15 protein-coding genes are annotated in these 15,824 nt (G+C 67.5%); 7 read left to right on the forward strand and 8 right to left on the reverse strand.

What is annotated here, in order from left to right; translation table 11 throughout:
- Positions 1-21: 21 nt before the first annotated feature.
- The 7 genes from kynU to asnS form a co-directional block, all read right to left on the reverse strand.
- Positions 22-1,296, reverse strand: a complete 1,275-nt coding sequence (gene kynU / locus KXV01_RS12050) for a kynureninase (RefSeq protein ID WP_099495579.1) — start codon at positions 1,294-1,296, stop codon at positions 22-24.
- A gap of 158 nt (positions 1,297-1,454) precedes the next feature.
- The gene (locus KXV01_RS12055) at positions 1,455-1,976 is read right to left on the reverse strand and encodes a 3-hydroxyanthranilate 3,4-dioxygenase (RefSeq protein ID WP_032954300.1); all 522 of its coding nucleotides are present in this window, start codon (positions 1,974-1,976) and stop codon (positions 1,455-1,457) included.
- A 20-nt stretch (positions 1,977-1,996) separates the two neighbouring features.
- Complete coding sequence (gene can, locus KXV01_RS12060) at positions 1,997-2,659, reverse strand: carbonate dehydratase (protein WP_005417406.1); 663 nt, start codon at positions 2,657-2,659, stop codon at positions 1,997-1,999.
- A 72-nt stretch (positions 2,660-2,731) separates the two neighbouring features.
- A complete protein-coding gene (locus KXV01_RS12065; RefSeq protein WP_049439549.1) occupies positions 2,732-3,370 on the reverse strand; it encodes an FMN-binding negative transcriptional regulator in 639 nt (212 codons plus the stop codon).
- A gap of 7 nt (positions 3,371-3,377) precedes the next feature.
- A complete protein-coding gene (locus tag KXV01_RS12070) occupies positions 3,378-3,692 on the reverse strand; it encodes a hypothetical protein (protein ID WP_005417404.1) in 315 nt (104 codons plus the stop codon).
- A 5-nt stretch (positions 3,693-3,697) separates the two neighbouring features.
- The gene (locus tag KXV01_RS12075) at positions 3,698-3,997 is read right to left on the reverse strand and encodes a hypothetical protein (RefSeq protein WP_005417403.1); all 300 of its coding nucleotides are present in this window, start codon (positions 3,995-3,997) and stop codon (positions 3,698-3,700) included.
- 30 nt (positions 3,998-4,027) lie between these two features.
- Positions 4,028-5,422, reverse strand: a complete 1,395-nt coding sequence (gene asnS, locus KXV01_RS12080; RefSeq protein WP_049415614.1) for an asparagine--tRNA ligase — start codon at positions 5,420-5,422, stop codon at positions 4,028-4,030.
- Between the two features lie 128 nt (positions 5,423-5,550).
- Here asnS and KXV01_RS12085 point away from each other — a divergent pair, with 128 nt between their 5' ends.
- The 6 genes from KXV01_RS12085 (at position 5,551) to zipA (ending at position 11,894) form a co-directional block, all read left to right on the forward strand.
- Complete coding sequence (locus KXV01_RS12085; protein WP_049439551.1) at positions 5,551-5,889, forward strand: iron-sulfur cluster assembly accessory protein; 339 nt, start codon at positions 5,551-5,553, stop codon at positions 5,887-5,889.
- A 220-nt stretch (positions 5,890-6,109) separates the two neighbouring features.
- The gene (gene rpsF / locus KXV01_RS12090) at positions 6,110-6,547 is read left to right on the forward strand and encodes a 30S ribosomal protein S6 (protein ID WP_006452997.1); all 438 of its coding nucleotides are present in this window, start codon (positions 6,110-6,112) and stop codon (positions 6,545-6,547) included.
- Positions 6,548-6,558: 11 nt separating this feature from the next.
- Positions 6,559-6,789 carry a 30S ribosomal protein S18 gene (gene rpsR, locus KXV01_RS12095; RefSeq protein WP_002804494.1) on the forward strand — a complete coding sequence of 77 codons (231 nt, stop codon included), beginning with the start codon at positions 6,559-6,561 and terminating at the stop codon, positions 6,787-6,789.
- A gap of 105 nt (positions 6,790-6,894) precedes the next feature.
- Complete coding sequence (gene rplI, locus KXV01_RS12100; RefSeq protein WP_043398478.1) at positions 6,895-7,344, forward strand: 50S ribosomal protein L9; 450 nt, start codon at positions 6,895-6,897, stop codon at positions 7,342-7,344.
- A 259-nt stretch (positions 7,345-7,603) separates the two neighbouring features.
- On the forward strand, positions 7,604-11,107 hold the full coding sequence (smc, locus tag KXV01_RS12105; RefSeq protein WP_164282794.1) for a chromosome segregation protein SMC: 3,504 nt from the start codon (positions 7,604-7,606) through the stop codon (positions 11,105-11,107).
- Between the two features lie 46 nt (positions 11,108-11,153).
- Positions 11,154-11,894: a cell division protein ZipA gene (gene zipA / locus KXV01_RS12110; RefSeq protein ID WP_049412849.1), complete on the forward strand. Its 741-nt coding sequence runs from the start codon at positions 11,154-11,156 to the stop codon at positions 11,892-11,894.
- A gap of 65 nt (positions 11,895-11,959) precedes the next feature.
- Here the strand turns inward: zipA and KXV01_RS12115 are convergent, their stop codons facing one another.
- Positions 11,960-13,084, reverse strand: coding sequence for a pyridoxal phosphate-dependent aminotransferase (locus KXV01_RS12115; protein ID WP_263467818.1), 1,125 nt, complete (start codon positions 13,082-13,084; stop codon positions 11,960-11,962).
- A 256-nt stretch (positions 13,085-13,340) separates the two neighbouring features.
- Here KXV01_RS12115 and ligA point away from each other — a divergent pair, with 256 nt between their 5' ends.
- Positions 13,341-15,812 carry an NAD-dependent DNA ligase LigA gene (gene ligA, locus KXV01_RS12120; RefSeq protein WP_263467826.1) on the forward strand — a complete coding sequence of 824 codons (2,472 nt, stop codon included), beginning with the start codon at positions 13,341-13,343 and terminating at the stop codon, positions 15,810-15,812.
- Positions 15,813-15,824: the final 12 nt, after the last annotated feature.

Genomic DNA, 15,824 nt, shown 5'->3' on the forward strand with positions numbered 1-15,824 from the left:
AGCAGCAGGGGAGGGGCTGGCTTACAGGCCGGCCCAGGCTTCCACTTCCTCGACGAAATGGTGCACGTCCAGGTAGCGGTTGTAGAGCGGGGTGGGCGAGATGCGGATCACGTCAGGCTCGCGCCAGTCGCCGAGCACGCCGATGCCGCGCAGGTGCTCGAACAGTGCACGGCCGCGCTCGCGGCCACCGATCACGCGCAGCGACAACTGGCAGCCGCGGCGCTGCGGATCGGCCGGGGTAATGATGTCCAGCACCTGCGGCAGGCGTGCGCGGACCAGTGCTTCGAGCAGGCCGGTCAGCGCCAGCGATTTGCTGCGCAGCGCCTCCATGCCGGCACGCTCGAACAGGTCCAACGAGGCACGCAGTGGTGCCAGGCCAAGGATCGGTGGATTGCTGAGCTGCCAGCCCTCGGCACCGATGGCGGGGGTGAACTGGGGCGCCATCTGGAAGCGGGTCGATTCCTCATGGCCCCACCAGCCGGCAAAGCGCGGCAGGGTGGTGTCGCGGTGATGACGCTCGTGCACGAACGCGCCGGCCACCGCGCCCGGGCCGCTGTTGAGGTATTTGTAGTGGCACCACACGGCGAAATCGGGCGCCACGTCATGCAGGCGCAGCGGCAAGTTGCCGACCGAGTGCGCCAGGTCGAAGCCGATGCGTGCGCCCTGCAGGCGTGCGGCGCGGGTGATCGCATCGAGGTCGAAGGCCTGGCCGGTGCGGTACTGCACGCCGGGCCACAGCACCAGCGCCAGGCGCGGTCCGTGCTCGGCGATGGCGCGTTCGATCGCGGTCAGCGAGATCGTGCCGTTGGCTTCGTCCGGCTGCACTTCCACCAGGCACTCGGCCGGGTCGAAGCCATGGAAGCGGATCTGTGCTTCCACCGCGTGGCGGTCGGTCGGGAATGCGCCGGCTTCCATCAGGATCACCGGGCGCTGCGTGGTTGGCCGGTAGAAGCTGACCATCATCAGGTGCAGGTTCACGCTCAGCGTGTTCATCGCCACCACCTCGCTGGGCAGTGCGCCAACCACACGGGCCAGCTGCGCGCTCACCAGGCGGTGGTACGACAGCCACTGCGTCGGGCCGGTGAAGTGGCCTTCCACCGCCAGCTCGCCCCACTGCTTCATCACTTCCTGCACGGCGGCCTGTGCGCCGCGCGGCTGCAGGCCCAGGGAGTTGCCGACGAAGTAGGTCTGCTCGCCGCCACCATGGCGCGGAATCAGGAATTCAGTGCGCAGCGGGCGCAGCGGATCGGCGGCGTCCAGGGCGATGGCGTGGGTGCGGCTGAGCAGGTCGGACATGGTCGGGCAACAGGCTGCAACGGGACCGCCAGTGTAGCGCCTGGCACGGCAGGACCGACGCCCGGAATGCCTGCGTACCGCTATAGCTGTAGAGCCGAGCCCGTGCTCGGCTTCGTGGCCCGGCAGCCGAGCATGGGCTCGGCTCTAGGGGCGGGTGGTCAGCCCGCCGCCGGCACCGGCAGCGGATCCACGTGCCCGCACTGGCTGCAGGTGCGCAGTTCCAGGCTGGCGTGGTAGCGCGCAAACACCTTGGGCAGGTCGGTTTCGATGTTCTGCAGCGGGAAATACTCTTCGTGCAGCTTGTGGTTGCAGCGCTCGCAGTGCCAGATCACGCCGTCCATCTCATGCGGCAGCCGCTTGCGCTCGACCACCAGGCCGATGCCCCCGGGCGGGCGGCGCGGCGAGTGCGGCACCTTGCCCGGCAACAGGAAGATCTCGCCGGCGCGGATCGGGATGTCGCGTACCGCGCCGTCCTCCTGCACCTTCAGCACCATCTCGCCTTCGAGCTGGTAGAACCACTCGGGGCCTTCGTCGTAGTGGTAGTCGGTACGCGAGTTCGGCCCGCCGACCACCATCACGATGAAATCGCCGTTGTCGATCATCTTGTTGCCCACCGGCGGCTTCAGCAGGTGGCGGTTCTCTTCGATCCAGGCGTGCAGGTTGATCGGCGGAGCGAGCATGGTGGTCATCCGTGTGGGTATCAGTCGCGACGGCCCTTGCGCGGCACGAAGGACAGCGCTTTTTCATACGCTGGCTGCAGCTCTTCCAGCGAACCGACGTCGATGCCCATTTCACGCACGCGGCCGTCCTTCAGGCTGTAGACCCAGCCGTGCACCATCAGCTTCTGGCCGCGGGCCCAGGCATCCAGCACGATGGTCGAGCGGCAGAGGTTGGCGACCTGCTCGATCACGTTCAGCTCGCACAGCCGGGCGTGCTTGAGTTCGTCGTCTTCGATCGCGTCGAGGATGCCCTGGTGCTTCTGCACCACGTCACCGACATGGCGCAGCCAGTTGTCGGCCAGGCCGACGCGGGTGTTGTGCAGGCAGGCATGCACGCCGCCGCAGCCGTAGTGGCCGACGATCAGGATGTGCTTGACCTTCAGCTGGTCCACTGCGTACTGCACCACGCTCAGGCAGTTGAGGTCGGTGTGGGCGACCACGTTGGCGACGTTGCGGTGCACGAACACTTCGCCCGGCGCCATGCCGATGATCTGGTTGGCCGGCACACGCGAATCGGAGCAGCCGATCCACAGGTACTCGGGATGCTGCTGCTTGGCCAGCTGGTGGAAGAAGTCGGGGTCCTCCTTCTCGATGCGGTCGGCCCAGTCGCGGTTGTTCTGCAGCAGCTTGTGGATGTCTTTCATGTTCGGGTCCCTGGCGTCGGGTGGGGGCGCACCGCAGCCATCCGGCTGCGACGTCGCGGGAATCTGGGGTGTTCAGCCGCTGCGGGCGGCCTGTTCGCGGTGCCAGCGCATCCACTGCGCCAACTCGGTGGAGGAAGGGGTGCCCAGCTGTTCCAGTTCGGCAATCACGGCGCGCTGGTTGGCGTCGGGATGGTTCTGGCTCAGCTTCAGCTTCAGCTGCACGTGTTCGACCTGGAAACGGAAGCCGACGATGGCACGCAGTTCCGGGCCATGCTCGGCACGCGTGGCATCGAACCGCCAGGCCTGGCCAACGCTGGCTTCGAAGTGGTCGCTGATCGCACCGACCAGCCCGGCCAGCGCATCGGCATCGTCGAACGTGTGCAGCTGCCCGCGCAGCTCGGCGGCCGCATAGTTCCAGGTCGGAACACGTGCCGCAGGCTCCTTGTCCGGGTACCAGCTGGCCGAGACGTAACCGTGTGGCCCGTCGACCAGCACCTTGGCCGCACCGCTGTGGCGCGACTGCGGGTTGGCGCGGGCCCAGTGGCCGCGCAGTTCGATACGCTCGCCCTCGCGCCGGTACAGCACCGGCATCCGCGTCAGCTCCGGCAGGCCATCGCTGCCGGCGGTGAGCACGGTGACGAATGGATCGCGCGCCAGCAGGCGGTCCAGCCAGAGCAGGTCGGTTTCGGCGAAGGCGCGTGGAGTGAACATGCCTGGATCAGGCGCGCGCGCCCAGTGACTGGATCATGCGGCCGCGCAGGCCCTCGTCGTTGTCGGCCTGTGGCGGCTGCACTTCGTGCAGGCTGAAGCCGCGCACCAGCGCGTCTTCCTCGTCCAGGCCGTCATACTCGACGAATTCGGCGTCGAACAGCTGCGAACGGGCGGTGTCTTCGCTGTCATAGCTCAGCGTGTTGCCATCGCTGTCGAGCACCTCAGCGGTGCCGGCCGGGCGAACGCGCAGGCGCGCCCAGATCAGGGTGTTGCCGAGGCTGGCCAGCCACCAGCTGTCGCGCGAGGCGGAAATGTCATTCATGGGGGTTACCAGAGCGAGGCCAGCCAGAGCAGGGCGGCCATGCCCAGTCCGGCCAGCAGGGTCAGCAGCGAAACCCAGGCCGGCGTCGCCAACCCGGACAGCGAGCGGTCCGGCTGCTGGCGATAGTCGCGGCGCAGCAGCCAGGCCAGGGCATCGGGCTTGAGGAAGGCGCCGCTGCCGAAGCGCTCGGCGAGCGCCGGATGGCGGTCGCGCACGTGCACCAGGGTCAGCGGCCAGAAGATCACGAAGGCACTGAACCCGGCCACTGCAACGCCGACGAAACACAGGGCGAAGAACAGGGTCATGGGAGTCGTACCTCCGTGGTCGTGTGGGGCTTAGAAGTCCGCGCTGCCCGGGGCGCGCGGGTAGGGGATCGCGTCGCGGATGTTGGACAGCCCGCAGACGTACACCACCAGGCGTTCGAAGCCCAGGCCGAAGCCGGCGTGCGGCACCGAGCCATAGCGGCGGAAGTCGCGGTACCAGCTGTAGTGCTCGCGATCCAGGCCGAACTGGGCCATGCGCGCGTCCAGCACGTCCAGGCGCTCTTCGCGCTGGCTGCCACCGATGATCTCGCCGATGCCCGGGGCCAGCACGTCCATCGCGGCAACGGTCTTGCCGTCGTCGTTCAGGCGCATGTAGAAGGCCTTGATGTGCTCCGGATAGTTGGTCACCACCACTGGGCGGCCGACGTGTTCCTCGGTCAGCCAGCGCTCGTGCTCGGTCTGCAGGTCCAGGCCCCATTCCACCGGGAAGTCGAACTTCCTGCCGGACTTCTGCAGCAGGCTGACCGCGTCGGTGTAGTCGATGCGCTCGAACGGTGCGTTGATGAAGTCTTCCAGCTTGGTGATCGCGTTCTTGTCCACGCGCTCGGCGATGAAGGCCAGGTCGTCGCTGCGCTCGTTCAGCACGGCGCGGAACAGGTACTTCAGGAACTCTTCGGCCAGGCGTGCGTCTTCGGCCAGGTCGGCGAAGGCGATTTCCGGCTCGATCATCCAGAACTCCGCCAGATGGCGGGTGGTGTGGCTGTTCTCGGCGCGGAAGGTCGGGCCGAAGGTGTAGACCTTGCTCAGCGCCAGGCAGTAGGCCTCGACGTTCAGCTGGCCGGACACGGTCAGGAAGGTTTCCTTGCCGAAGAAGTCGCGGCTGAAGTCGATCGCGCCCTTCTCGTCACGGGGCAGGTTCACCATGTCCAGGGTGGACACGCGGAACATCTGGCCGGCGCCTTCGGCGTCGGAGGTGGTGATGATCGGGGTGCTGATCCAGTTGAAGCCGTTCTCGTGGAAGAAGCGGTGCACGGCCTGGGCCAGGCAGTTGCGGATGCGGGTGACTGCGCCGAACAGGTTGGTGCGTGGGCGCAGGTGCGCCACTTCGCGCAGGAACTCCGGCGACATCGGCTTGGGCTGGATCGGGTAGGTGAGCGGGTCTTCGACCCAGCCGACCACTTCCAGGGCGCTGGCCTGGATCTCGAACGACTGGCCCTTGCCCTGCGACTTCACCAGGGTGCCGGTGCCGATGACCGAGCAGCCGCTGGTCAGGCGCTTGATCTCGTCGAAGTTGGCCAGGGTGTCGTTGGCCACGACCTGGATCGGGGCGAAGCAGGAGCCGTCGCTCACATTCACGAAGGCCAGATTCGCTGAACCGCGCACCGTGCGCACCCATCCGCGTACCGTGACTTCGCCGCCTTCCGGGATCTTCCCGGCAAGCGCATGTTCAACGCTGACCACCGTCATGACTTGAATCCTCTGCTGATCGACTCGATCTGTGAACACGGGAGTTTACCGTTTGCAGCGTTCTGCTTGCGAGGCATTTTTCGCGGCAACGGCTCCTTATAATGTTCCCGTACCTCTGGAGTAGCCCCATGGCCGTCAGCCTGACCCCCATTGCCTTCGAGCGCGTGCAGCGCTTTGTCGCCCAGACCCCCGGCGCGCTGGGCCTGCGTTTCGGCGTGACCAGGACCGGCTGTTCCGGCTGGGGCCACGTGACCGACCTGGCCCGCGATGAGCGTGAGGGCGATACCGTGTTCGAGCAGGACGGCGTGAAGATCTACGTCGATGCCAAGAGCCTGGCGCTGGTGGACGGCACCGTGATCGACTTCGGCAAGCACGGCCTGAGCGAGACCTTCACGTTCAGCAACCCGAATGCCACCGCCGAGTGTGGCTGCGGCGAAAGCTTCACCACCGACGCCGACAAGGCCTGACGGCCGGCCGGGGCCTGATCGTTCTGGTGGCGCCCAACCCGGGTTGGCTGGGCGCTCGCCCCGGCTCAGGGCGCCAGGTGGCCCACCGGTTGCCCGGCCACCCCATCTGCGCCATAATGCGCGGCTTCCTGCCTCCCCGGCGGGAATCCTTGCCCCACCGCGGTCTCAACGGCGGGGGGCTGTCCGGCCGCAAGGCCACATCCGAAAGGTAGAAAAAAACATGAGTCGTCATTACGAAATCGTGTTCATGGTCCACCCGGACCAGAGCGAGCAGGTCCCGGCCATGATCGAGCGCTACAAGTCGCTGGTCGAGAACGGCAACGGTACCATCCACCGTCTGGAAGACTGGGGCCGCCGCCAGCTGGCGTACCCGATCCAGAACCTGGTGAAGGCCCACTACGTGCTGATGAACATCGAAGCCGACCAGGCCGTTCTGAACGAACTGACCGAAAGCTTCCGCTTCAACGACGCCGTGCTGCGCAACCTGGTCATCAAGCGTGACGAGGCTGACACCGAGCAGTCGCTGATCATGAAGAGCAAGGACGAGAAGGGTGACAAGCCGGAGCGCGGTGAGCGCCGTCGTCGTGACGACGAAGAAGGCGAGTCCACCACCACCGCTGACAACGAAGCCGGCGACGACGCCGCTTCCGCCGCCTAAGGAGCCTTCCCATGTCCAAGTTCTTCCGTCGCCGCAAGTTCTGCAAGTTCACGGCTGAAGGTGTGAAGGAGATCGACTACAAGGATCTCAACACCCTGCGCCAGTACCTGACCGAGAACGGCAAGATCGTGCCGAGCCGCGTCACCGGTACCAAGTCGAAGTACCAGCGCCAGCTGGCGACCGCCGTCAAGCGCGCCCGCTTCCTGGCCCTGATCCCGTACACCGACAACCACGACGTCTGATGCCCGGCGGGGCGGCCCGGTGCCGCCCCCGCTGTGCCAGCTATTCGGACAGCCTTTGTTGCGGGGCATCGCCTCGCTAACGAATAACTTATCTGGAGCAATACCATGCAGCTGATCCTCCTGCAGAAAGTCACCAACCTCGGCAACCTGGGCGACCTGGTCGACGTGAAGCCGGGCTACGGCCGTAACTTCCTCGTGCCGCAGGGCAAGGCCGTTCCGGCCACCGAGAGCAACAAGGCCGAGTTCGAAGCCAAGCGCGCCGAATACGAAGCCAAGGCCCAGGCCATCCACGCCGAAGCTGACGCCCGCAAGGCCAAGCTGGACGGCGCGAGCGTGACCATCCCGGCCAACGCTTCGACCGAAGGCAAGCTGTACGGCTCGGTCGGCGCCCGCGAAATCGCCGATGCCTTCACCGCTGCCGGCCTGCCGGTCAGCAAGAGCGAAGTCATCCTGGGCGAAGGCGCCTTCCGCAACATCGGCGAGTACGACGTGCTGATCCACCTGCACGCCGACGTCGAGACCACCGTCAAGGTCGTCGTCGTCGCCGAAGCCTGATCCCACGCCGCAAGGCCTGGCATCACCGCAGAACGGGCGCCCGCAAGGGTGCCCGTTTTGTTTTATGGCTCCGTTTCGTGGCGTCGGGCCACGTCCGGCCGGCGGGGCAGGGCTGGACAATGTTCCACGCCCATTCGTAGAACACGGCCACATCGGTATACTCAGGGCGTCACACCCGTTCCACGGGCATCGATCCCAACAGGATCAATGACTTGGAGGGTAAACGCAGGCCGCTTGCCGGCCCCAGTCCGGAACCCCTATGCGTCTTTCCACGATCAAGCTGTCCGGCTTCAAGTCGTTCGTCGATCCGACCACCCTGCACCTGCCGACCAACATGACCGGCGTGGTGGGGCCCAATGGCTGCGGCAAGTCGAACATCATCGACGCCGTGCGCTGGGTCATGGGCGAGAGTTCGGCCAGCCGCCTGCGCGGCGACTCGCTGACCGACGTGATCTTCTCCGGGTCCAATGCCCGCAAGCCGGTCTCGCAGGCCACGGTCGAGCTGATCTTCGACAACTCCGACCACACGATCTCCGGCGAGTACGCCTCGTTCAACGAAATCTCGGTCAAGCGCACGGTCAGCCGCGACGGCACCAGCAACTACTATCTCAACGGCACCAAGTGCCGTCGCCGCGACATCACCGATCTGTTCCTCGGCACCGGCCTGGGGCCGCGCAGCTACTCGATCATCGAGCAGGGCATGATCAGCCAGATCATCGAGGCGCGCCCGGAAGACCTGCGCGTCTACCTGGAAGAGGCGGCCGGCATCTCCAAGTACAAGGAGCGCCGCAAGGAGACCGAGACCCGCATCCGCCACACCCGCGAGAACCTGGACCGGCTGGGCGACCTGCGCGATGAGATCAGCAAGCAGCTGGAGCACCTCAAGCGCCAGGCCAGGCAGGCCGAGCAGTACCAGGCCCTGCAGGAAGAGCGCCGGGTCAAGGATGCCGAGTGGAAGGCCCTGGAATTCCGCGGGCTGGACGGTCGCCTGTCGAAGCTGCGCGAAGGCCTGTCGCAGGAAGAGACCAAGCTGCAGCAGCTGATCGCCGACCAGCGCGACGCCGAGGCCCGCATCGAGACCGCGCGCGCGCGGCGCGAAGAGGCCGCCGACGCTCTGAACACCGCGCAGGCTGCGGTCTACCAGGTCGGCAGCACGCTGGCGCGCCTGGAACAGCAGATCCAGCACCAGCGCGAGCTGTCGCAGCGCCTGCACAAGGCGCGCGATGAAACCCAGCAGGCGCTGGCCGAACTGGGCCAGCACATCAGCGGCGACGAGGCCAAACTGAGGGTGCTGCGCGAGGCGGTGGAGGCCGCCACTCCGCAGCTGGAAGAACTGCAGGAAGAAAACGAGATCAAGCAGGAAAGCCTGCGCGAGGCTGAAGAGCGGCTGGCCAGCTGGCAGCAGCGCTGGGAACAGCACACCTCGCAGAGTTCGGAAGCCTCGCGCGCCGGCGATGTCGAGCGCACGCGCGTGGACTACCTGGACAAGCAGATCCTCGACGCCGACCGGCGTCGCGAGGCCCTGGCCGCCGAACGCGCAGGACTGGACGTGGACGCGCTGGAAGAAGCCTTCGAGCAGCTGCACCTGCAGCACGACACGCAGAAGGCCGCGCTGGATGAATTGAGTGAAGACGTCGAGCTGCGCAAGCAGGGGGTGGCGGCGGTGCAGGAACAGCAGCGCAATGGCCAGAACGAACTGGCTGAACTGCGCAAGCAGGCCAACGGCCTGCGCGGTCGCCTGGCCTCGCTGGAAACCCTGCAGCAGGCCGCGCTGGGCCAGGAGCAGGGGGCAGCCGTGGCTTGGCTGAAGGCGCGCGGCCTGGATTCGGCGGCGCGCGTCGGCGAACGCCTGGACGTGGATGCCGGCTGGGAAAACGCGGTGGAAAGTGCGCTCGGCCAGCTGATCGAAGGCGTGCTGGTCGATGACCCGGCCAGCCTGGTCGGCGCGCTGGGCGAACTTGGCGAAGGCCACATTGCGCTGGTCGCCGACGATGCTGCTGAACTGAAGGTGGCGCCGACCTCGCTGGCGGCACGCGTGCGCGGCCCGGCAGCGATCCGGCGCCTGCTGGCGCACCTGCATGGTGCGAAGGACCTGTCCGAGGCGAAGGCCCTGCAGGCCAGCCTGCCGGAAGGCGATTCGATCATCACCCAGGGCGGCGAGCGCCTGGGCCAGGGCTGGGTGCGGGTGTCGCGCTCCGGCGCCGCCGAGCAGGGCGCGCTGCTGCGCGAGCGTGAGATCAACGAACTGCGTGAGCAGATCGAGCAGCTGCAGGACCGCGAGGCCGAGCTGGAAGAGCAGCTGAGCGGTTTCCGTGAGCAGCTGCAGGCGGCCGAACAGCAGCGCGAGGACGCGCAGCGCACGCTCTACCAGGCCCATCGCGCGGTGTCCGAACTGGCCGGCCAGCTGCAGGGCCAGCAGGGCAAGGTGGAAGCGGCACGCACCCGCATCGACCGCATCGAGGGCGAACTGAAGCAGTTGCAGGAAACGCTGGAAGCCAACAACGAGCAGGCGCGTGAAGCGCGCTCACGGCTGGAGAGTGCGGTCAGCAGCATGGGCGACCTGGAATCGACCCGGCAGCGGCTGGAGGGCGAACGTCGGCAGTTGACCGAGGCCCGCGACCTGGCCCGCGATGCTGCCCGTGCGGTACGCGAGCGCGCGCATTCGCTGGCCCTGACCCTGGAATCGCAGCGTGCGCAGCTGGCCTCGTTGAGCCAGGCGCTGGAGCGCATGGGCACCCAGCGCGGGCAGCTGGATGCGCGGCTGGGCGAGCTGCATTCGCAGCTGGACGAAGGGGATTCGCCGGTCGAATCGCTGCAGGCCGAACACCAGAACGCGCTGGAAGAGCGCGTGCGGGCCGATCGCGTGCTGACCGAGGCGCGCACGCTGCTGGACGGCATCGACGCCGAGCTGCGCAACTACGAGCAGACCCGCCACCAGCGCGATGAGCAGGCGTTGGCCCAGCGCGAGCGCATTTCGCAGCGCAAGCTCGACCAGCAGGCCCTGGTGCTCAGCGCCGACACCCTGCAGGCGGCGGTGGAAAAGGCCGGCTTCGTGCTGCAGGACGTGCTCAACGCACTACCCGAAGACGCGCGCCTGGGCGACTGGGAGCAGGCCGTGCACCAGATCGACGCACGCATGCGCCGGCTGGAGCCGGTCAACCTGGCCGCCATCCACGAGTACGGCGAGGCTTCGCAGCGTTCGGACTACCTGGATTCGCAGCACGCCGACCTGACCACGGCGCTGGAAACGCTTGAGGATGCCATCCGCAAGATCGATCGCGAGACCCGCGGCCGTTTCAAGGACACCTTCGACCGCGTCAATGCCGGCGTCCAGTCCCTGTACCCGCGCCTGTTCGGTGGTGGCCACGCCTACCTGGAACTGACCGGAGAAGACCTGCTCGACACGGGTGTGACCATCATGGCGCGCCCGCCGGGCAAGCGCGTGTCCAGCATCTCGCTGCTGTCCGGCGGCGAGAAGGCGATGACCGCGGTGGCGCTGGTGTTCGCCATCTTCCAGTTGAATCCCGCCCCGTTCTGCCTGCTGGACGAGGTGGACGCGCCGCTGGACGAAGCCAACGTCGGCCGCCTGGCCAACATGGTCAAGGAAATGAGCGAGAAGGTGCAGTTCCTGTTCGTCAGCCATAACAAGGCGACGATGGAGGCCGCGCACCAGCTGTCGGGCGTGACCATGCGTGAGCCGGGCGTCAGCCGCCTGGTCAGCGTGGACCTGGAAGAAGCGGCGCGATTGGCGGGCGCGGCCTGACGTGCCATCCTAGTTACCTGAATGAATCAGCCGGAGAACCTATCGAATGTCCGACACGGCACTGTTGCGCATCGGCATCCTGGCCGCCGGCCTGCTGTTGATCGCCGCGATCTTCCTGTTTGGCCGTCCGAAGAAGAAGCCCCAGGGCCGTCGCGTGGAGAACGCGGAACCGACCAGTGGCGAGCGCCGCGAACCGGTCCTGGGCGAGGACGGCGTCGTGGTGGCTGAGGGCCGCGTCGAACCGGGCATGCGTGGCGAAGGCGAGCAGGCCGAACTTGGCCTGGCCGACACCGATCCGGGCGCGGCCAATGACCTCGGCAAGCGCACTACCCAGGATTTCGACAAGATCGTCTCGCTGTTCGTGGCGGCCCGTGCCGGCGAGCAGCTGCGCGGCGAAGACATCGTGGTGGCGGCCGAGAAGACCGGCCTGGTATTCGGCCACATGAACGTGTTCCACCGCCTGGTGGAAGGCCACCCCGAGCGCGGCCCGATCTTCTCGATGGCCAGCATCATGAAGCCAGGCAGCTTCGACATGGCCAACATCCGTGCCATGGAAACCCCGGCCATCGCCTTCTTCCTGACCCTGCCGGCGCCGCTGACCGCGCTTGATGCCTGGGAGAAGATGCTGCCGACCGTGCAGCGCATGGCCGAGCTGCTCGATGGCGTGGTGCTGGATGACAGCCGCAATGCCCTGGGCCGCCAGCGCATCGCGCACATCCGCGACGAGCTGCGTGCCTACGACCGCCAGCACCAGGCACCGCCGCTGACCAAGACCCCGCGCTGGTAAAGCCTGTTGTGCCGGCCAAGGGTCGGCACCCACCCCGGTAGATCCACGCCATGCGTGGATCGGGTCTACGCCGGTACGCCGGCCACCTTGGCGAACGCACGGCGGAATGCGGCCATCTCGTCTTCGGTGCCGACGGTCACGCGCACGCGCTGTGGCCAGATCGGCCAGCTGCGGCCAATGATCACGCCGTTGTCCGCCATCGCCCTGGCAAAGGCGGCACCCTCGCGCTGCACATCCACCACGAAGCAGTTCGCTTCCGACGGCACGCAGCTGAAACCACGCTTGCCCAGCCACGCGATGGTGGCCTGCCGCACCTTGGCATTCTGCAGGCGGCGCTGCGCGATCAACTGGGTATCGTGCAGGCTGGCCAGTGCGGCGGCCAGTGCCGGCACGGGCAGGGGGTTGTCACCCAGGCTGGCCAGTTCGCGCAGGCGGTCGGGATGTGCGGCTGCCACGCCCAGGCGCAGGCCGGCCATGCCGTACAGTTTGGAAAACGTGCGCAGCACGATCAGGTCATCGCGCTGCGTCACCTGGGTGATCAGGCTGGGCTGCTCGCTGTACTGCAGGTAGGCCTCGTCGACCAGCACGCGGGTGGAGGCGGGCTTGTGGGCCAGCAGCCAGGCGAGCTCATCCGGTGGGCTGATCGAACCGGTCGGGTTGTTCGGGTTGCACACGTACAGCAGCCCGGTCGGGCGCGCGTGCGCGGCGGCGACCATTGCACGCAGGTCATGTGCGCCGTTGTCGCGCAGCGGCACTTTCTGCACGTGCGCACCGTGTGCGGCGGCGACCTCGCCCAGCGTCTCGAAGGTCGGGTCGGCGACTACCAGTCCCGCCTGCGGGCCGGTCCATAGCACGGCGGCACGGTTCAGCGGTTCGCTGGAACCCGGATACAACCGCACGTGATCAGCCGGAATGCGTGCCTGTTCGATGAAGGCGTCGCGCACCTGTCCGGCCAGTGCGAAACGGTAGCGGCCGCAACCGGCGATGCTGTCGCGTGCCGCCTGCTGGGCTGCGGGCGAGGGGCCGTAGGGGCATTCGTTGAAATTCAGCAGCACCGCACCTTCGGCGGGGGCAGGAGCGGCGGCCGTCGCGGGTTGGGTATGGCCAAGCTGCGGCAGCCCGCTGCCAGCGATGGCGAGGCCAGCACCGGCCAGTTGCAGGAAGCGTCGACGGGAAGCGGGCAGGGTCACGGGCAGGATTCCGAAGGGCAGACCGTCGCACGCTAGCGCTGGTGGCGGCGCGCGGCAAGCTGCCTTTTGTAGCGTCGAGCCATGCTCGACTACAGCTGTGCCAACCAAGGTTGGCACCTACCGGGGCGGGGAGAAGGTTTGCATCCACCAGGGCAGGGGAGCGCCCGTCGAGCATGGCTCGGCGCTGCGAAGGCGGGGCATTACAGGGCCTGACGGCCGGGCGCGGTAGAATCCCCGGCCATCCCAGAACCATCGGATTCCGATGAGCCCCAGCCCCGCCGAACGCGCCGAAGATCTCCGCCGGCAGATCGCCCAGGCCAACCGCGCCTACCATGAGCTGGACGCGCCGGAGATCGCCGACGTCGACTACGACCGGATGGTGCGCGAGCTGGAAGCACTGGAGCGGGAACATCCGGAACTGGCCCGGGCCGACAGCCCGACCCAGCAGGTCGGTGCGCGTCCTTCCGGCCGCTTCGCCGAGGTGCGCCATGCGGTGCCGATGCTGTCGCTGTCCAATGCGTTCAGCGACGAGGAAGTGGCTGACTTCGTGCGCCGCATTGACGAACGCCTGGGCCGTCGCAGCCTGCAGTTCTCGGCCGAGCCGAAGATGGACGGCCTGGCGATCAGCCTGCGCTACGAGGATGGTCATTTCGTGCTCGGCGCGACCCGCGGTGATGGCAGCACCGGCGAGGACGTGACCGCCAATCTGCGCGAGATCAGCGACATTCCCAAGCGCCTGCACGGCAAGGACTGGCCGGACGTGCTGGAGGTGCGCGGCGAGGTGTACATGGCCCGCGCCGATTTCGAGGCCTACAACGAACGGGCGCGCCTGCACGGCGGCAAGGTGCTGGCCAACCCGCGCAACGCGGCGGCCGGGTCGCTGCGCCAGCTCGACCCGAAGATCAGTGCGCAGCGCAGGTTGAGCTTCTTTGCCTACGGTACCGGTGAAGTGCAGGGCGGCGAGCTGCCCGATACCCATTCGGGCACGCTGGCCCAGCTCGGCGCCTGGGGTTTCCCGGTCAGTGCGCTGTGCAAGGTGGTGGAAGGCACGGATGGTCTGCTCGGCTACTACCGCGATATCGGCGAGCGCCGCGACGGCCTGCCGTTCGATATCGACGGCGTGGTCTACAAGCTCGATGACCGTGCCGGCCAGCAGGCGATGGGCTTCGTCTCGCGCGCACCGCGCTGGGCCATCGCGCACAAGTTCCCGGCGCAGGAGCAGAGCACGACGGTGGAGGCGATCGAGATCCAGATAGGCCGCACCGGTGCGGCCACACCGGTCGCGCGGCTGGCACCGGTGGCCGTGGCCGGCGTGATCGTGTCCAATGCCACGCTGCACAACGCCGACCAGATCGCACGCCTCGACGTGCGCATCGGCGACAGCGTGATCGTGCGCCGCGCCGGCGACGTGATCCCGGAAGTGGTCAGCGTCATCCTCGACCGGCGCCCGCAGGGCACCACGCCCTGGCAGATGCCTACGCGCTGCCCGGTGTGCGGCTCGGAGATCGTGCGCGAGGAAGGAGCGGCCGCATGGCGCTGCTCGGGTGAGCTGTCCTGTCCGGCGCAGCGCAAGGAAGCCATTGCCCATTTCGCTTCGCGCCGCGCGATGGACATCGACGGCCTGGGCGACAAATACATTGAAACCCTGGTCGACGCCGGCATCGTCAAGAGCGTGGCCGACCTGTACCGGCTCAGTCGTGACCAGCTGCTGCACCTGAAGCTGGTGCTGGACGCTGAAGATCCCTCGGCGCTGGCCGCCGCACTGAAGCTGCACCTGCCGGCCGAAGGCAGTGGCGCGGTGCTCAATGCGGTGCTCAGGCTGGACGGCAACGATCCGGGCTGGCGCGCGCAGGCGCTGGCGCAGCCGGCCCGGTTCGAATGGAACACGAAGAAGATCGCCACCAAGTGGGCCGACAACCTGATCGCGGCCATCGACGCCAGTCGTGCCGCCACGCTGGAACGGCTGCTGTTCGCGCTGGGCATCGAGCACGTGGGCGAGAGCACGGCCAAGGCACTGGCGCAGTGGTTCGGTGACCTGGAACTGATCCGCCAGCTGCCGTGGCCCTTGTTCAAGCGCGTGCCGGACATCGGTGGCGAAGTGGCGCGGTCGCTCGGCCACTTCTTCGAACAGCAGGGCAACCAGCAGGCCATCGATGACCTGCTGCAGGTCGGCCAGGTCCGCATCAGCGATGTGCACGCGCCCAGCGCCAGGCTGCGCGAGGGGCTGGATCTGGCGCAGCTGTTGGTCGAATCAGAGATTCCCGGCATCACCCGCCTGCGCGCGGAAAAACTGGTGGCCGCGTTGCCCGGTGCCCAGGCGGTGCTCGACGCCGAGCATGGGCAGTTCGTCAACGCCGGCCTGCCGGACGACACTGCGCGCGGTCTGGCCGACTGGCTCGATGCCGATGGCCATGGCGCGATGCTGCTGGCAGCCGAGAAGGCGATGCAGCAGATCCTGGCCAAGGCACCGGCGCTGGCCGAGATCGTGGCCGGCCCGCTGGATGGGCAGACCGTGGTGCTGACCGGCACCCTGGCCCAGCTCACCCGCGATGCCGCCAAGGAGCGCCTGGAAGCGCTGGGTGCCAAGGTCTCCGGCAGCGTCTCGAAGAAGACCAGCTTCGTGGTGGCCGGTACCGAGGCCGGCTCCAAGCTGGACAAGGCGCAATCGCTGGGCGTGCCGGTATGGGACGAAGACCGCCTGCTGGCTTATCTGGCCGAACACGAGTGACGATCCCGCCGG

Source organism: Stenotrophomonas sp. Ps181, from assembly GCF_025697425.1.
Classification (GTDB): domain Bacteria; phylum Pseudomonadota; class Gammaproteobacteria; order Xanthomonadales; family Xanthomonadaceae; genus Stenotrophomonas; species Stenotrophomonas sepilia.

Coding starts and splice junctions, on each gene's coding strand:
- kynU (WP_099495579.1), bottom strand. CDS start 1,296: ATGTCCGACCTGCTCAGCCGCACCCACGCCATCGCCCTGGACGCCGCC.
- can (WP_005417406.1), bottom strand. CDS start 2,659: ATGAAAGACATCCACAAGCTGCTGCAGAACAACCGCGACTGGGCCGAC.
- zipA (WP_049412849.1), top strand. CDS start 11,154: ATGTCCGACACGGCACTGTTGCGCATCGGCATCCTGGCCGCCGGCCTG.
- rpsR (WP_002804494.1), top strand. CDS start 6,559: ATGTCCAAGTTCTTCCGTCGCCGCAAGTTCTGCAAGTTCACGGCTGAA.
- KXV01_RS12065 (WP_049439549.1), bottom strand. CDS start 3,370: ATGTTCACTCCACGCGCCTTCGCCGAAACCGACCTGCTCTGGCTGGAC.
- KXV01_RS12070 (WP_005417404.1), bottom strand. CDS start 3,692: ATGAATGACATTTCCGCCTCGCGCGACAGCTGGTGGCTGGCCAGCCTC.
- rpsF (WP_006452997.1), top strand. CDS start 6,110: ATGAGTCGTCATTACGAAATCGTGTTCATGGTCCACCCGGACCAGAGC.
- smc (WP_164282794.1), top strand. CDS start 7,604: ATGCGTCTTTCCACGATCAAGCTGTCCGGCTTCAAGTCGTTCGTCGAT.
- KXV01_RS12075 (WP_005417403.1), bottom strand. CDS start 3,997: ATGACCCTGTTCTTCGCCCTGTGTTTCGTCGGCGTTGCAGTGGCCGGG.
- KXV01_RS12085 (WP_049439551.1), top strand. CDS start 5,551: ATGGCCGTCAGCCTGACCCCCATTGCCTTCGAGCGCGTGCAGCGCTTT.
- asnS (WP_049415614.1), bottom strand. CDS start 5,422: ATGACGGTGGTCAGCGTTGAACATGCGCTTGCCGGGAAGATCCCGGAA.
- KXV01_RS12055 (WP_032954300.1), bottom strand. CDS start 1,976: ATGCTCGCTCCGCCGATCAACCTGCACGCCTGGATCGAAGAGAACCGC.
- rplI (WP_043398478.1), top strand. CDS start 6,895: ATGCAGCTGATCCTCCTGCAGAAAGTCACCAACCTCGGCAACCTGGGC.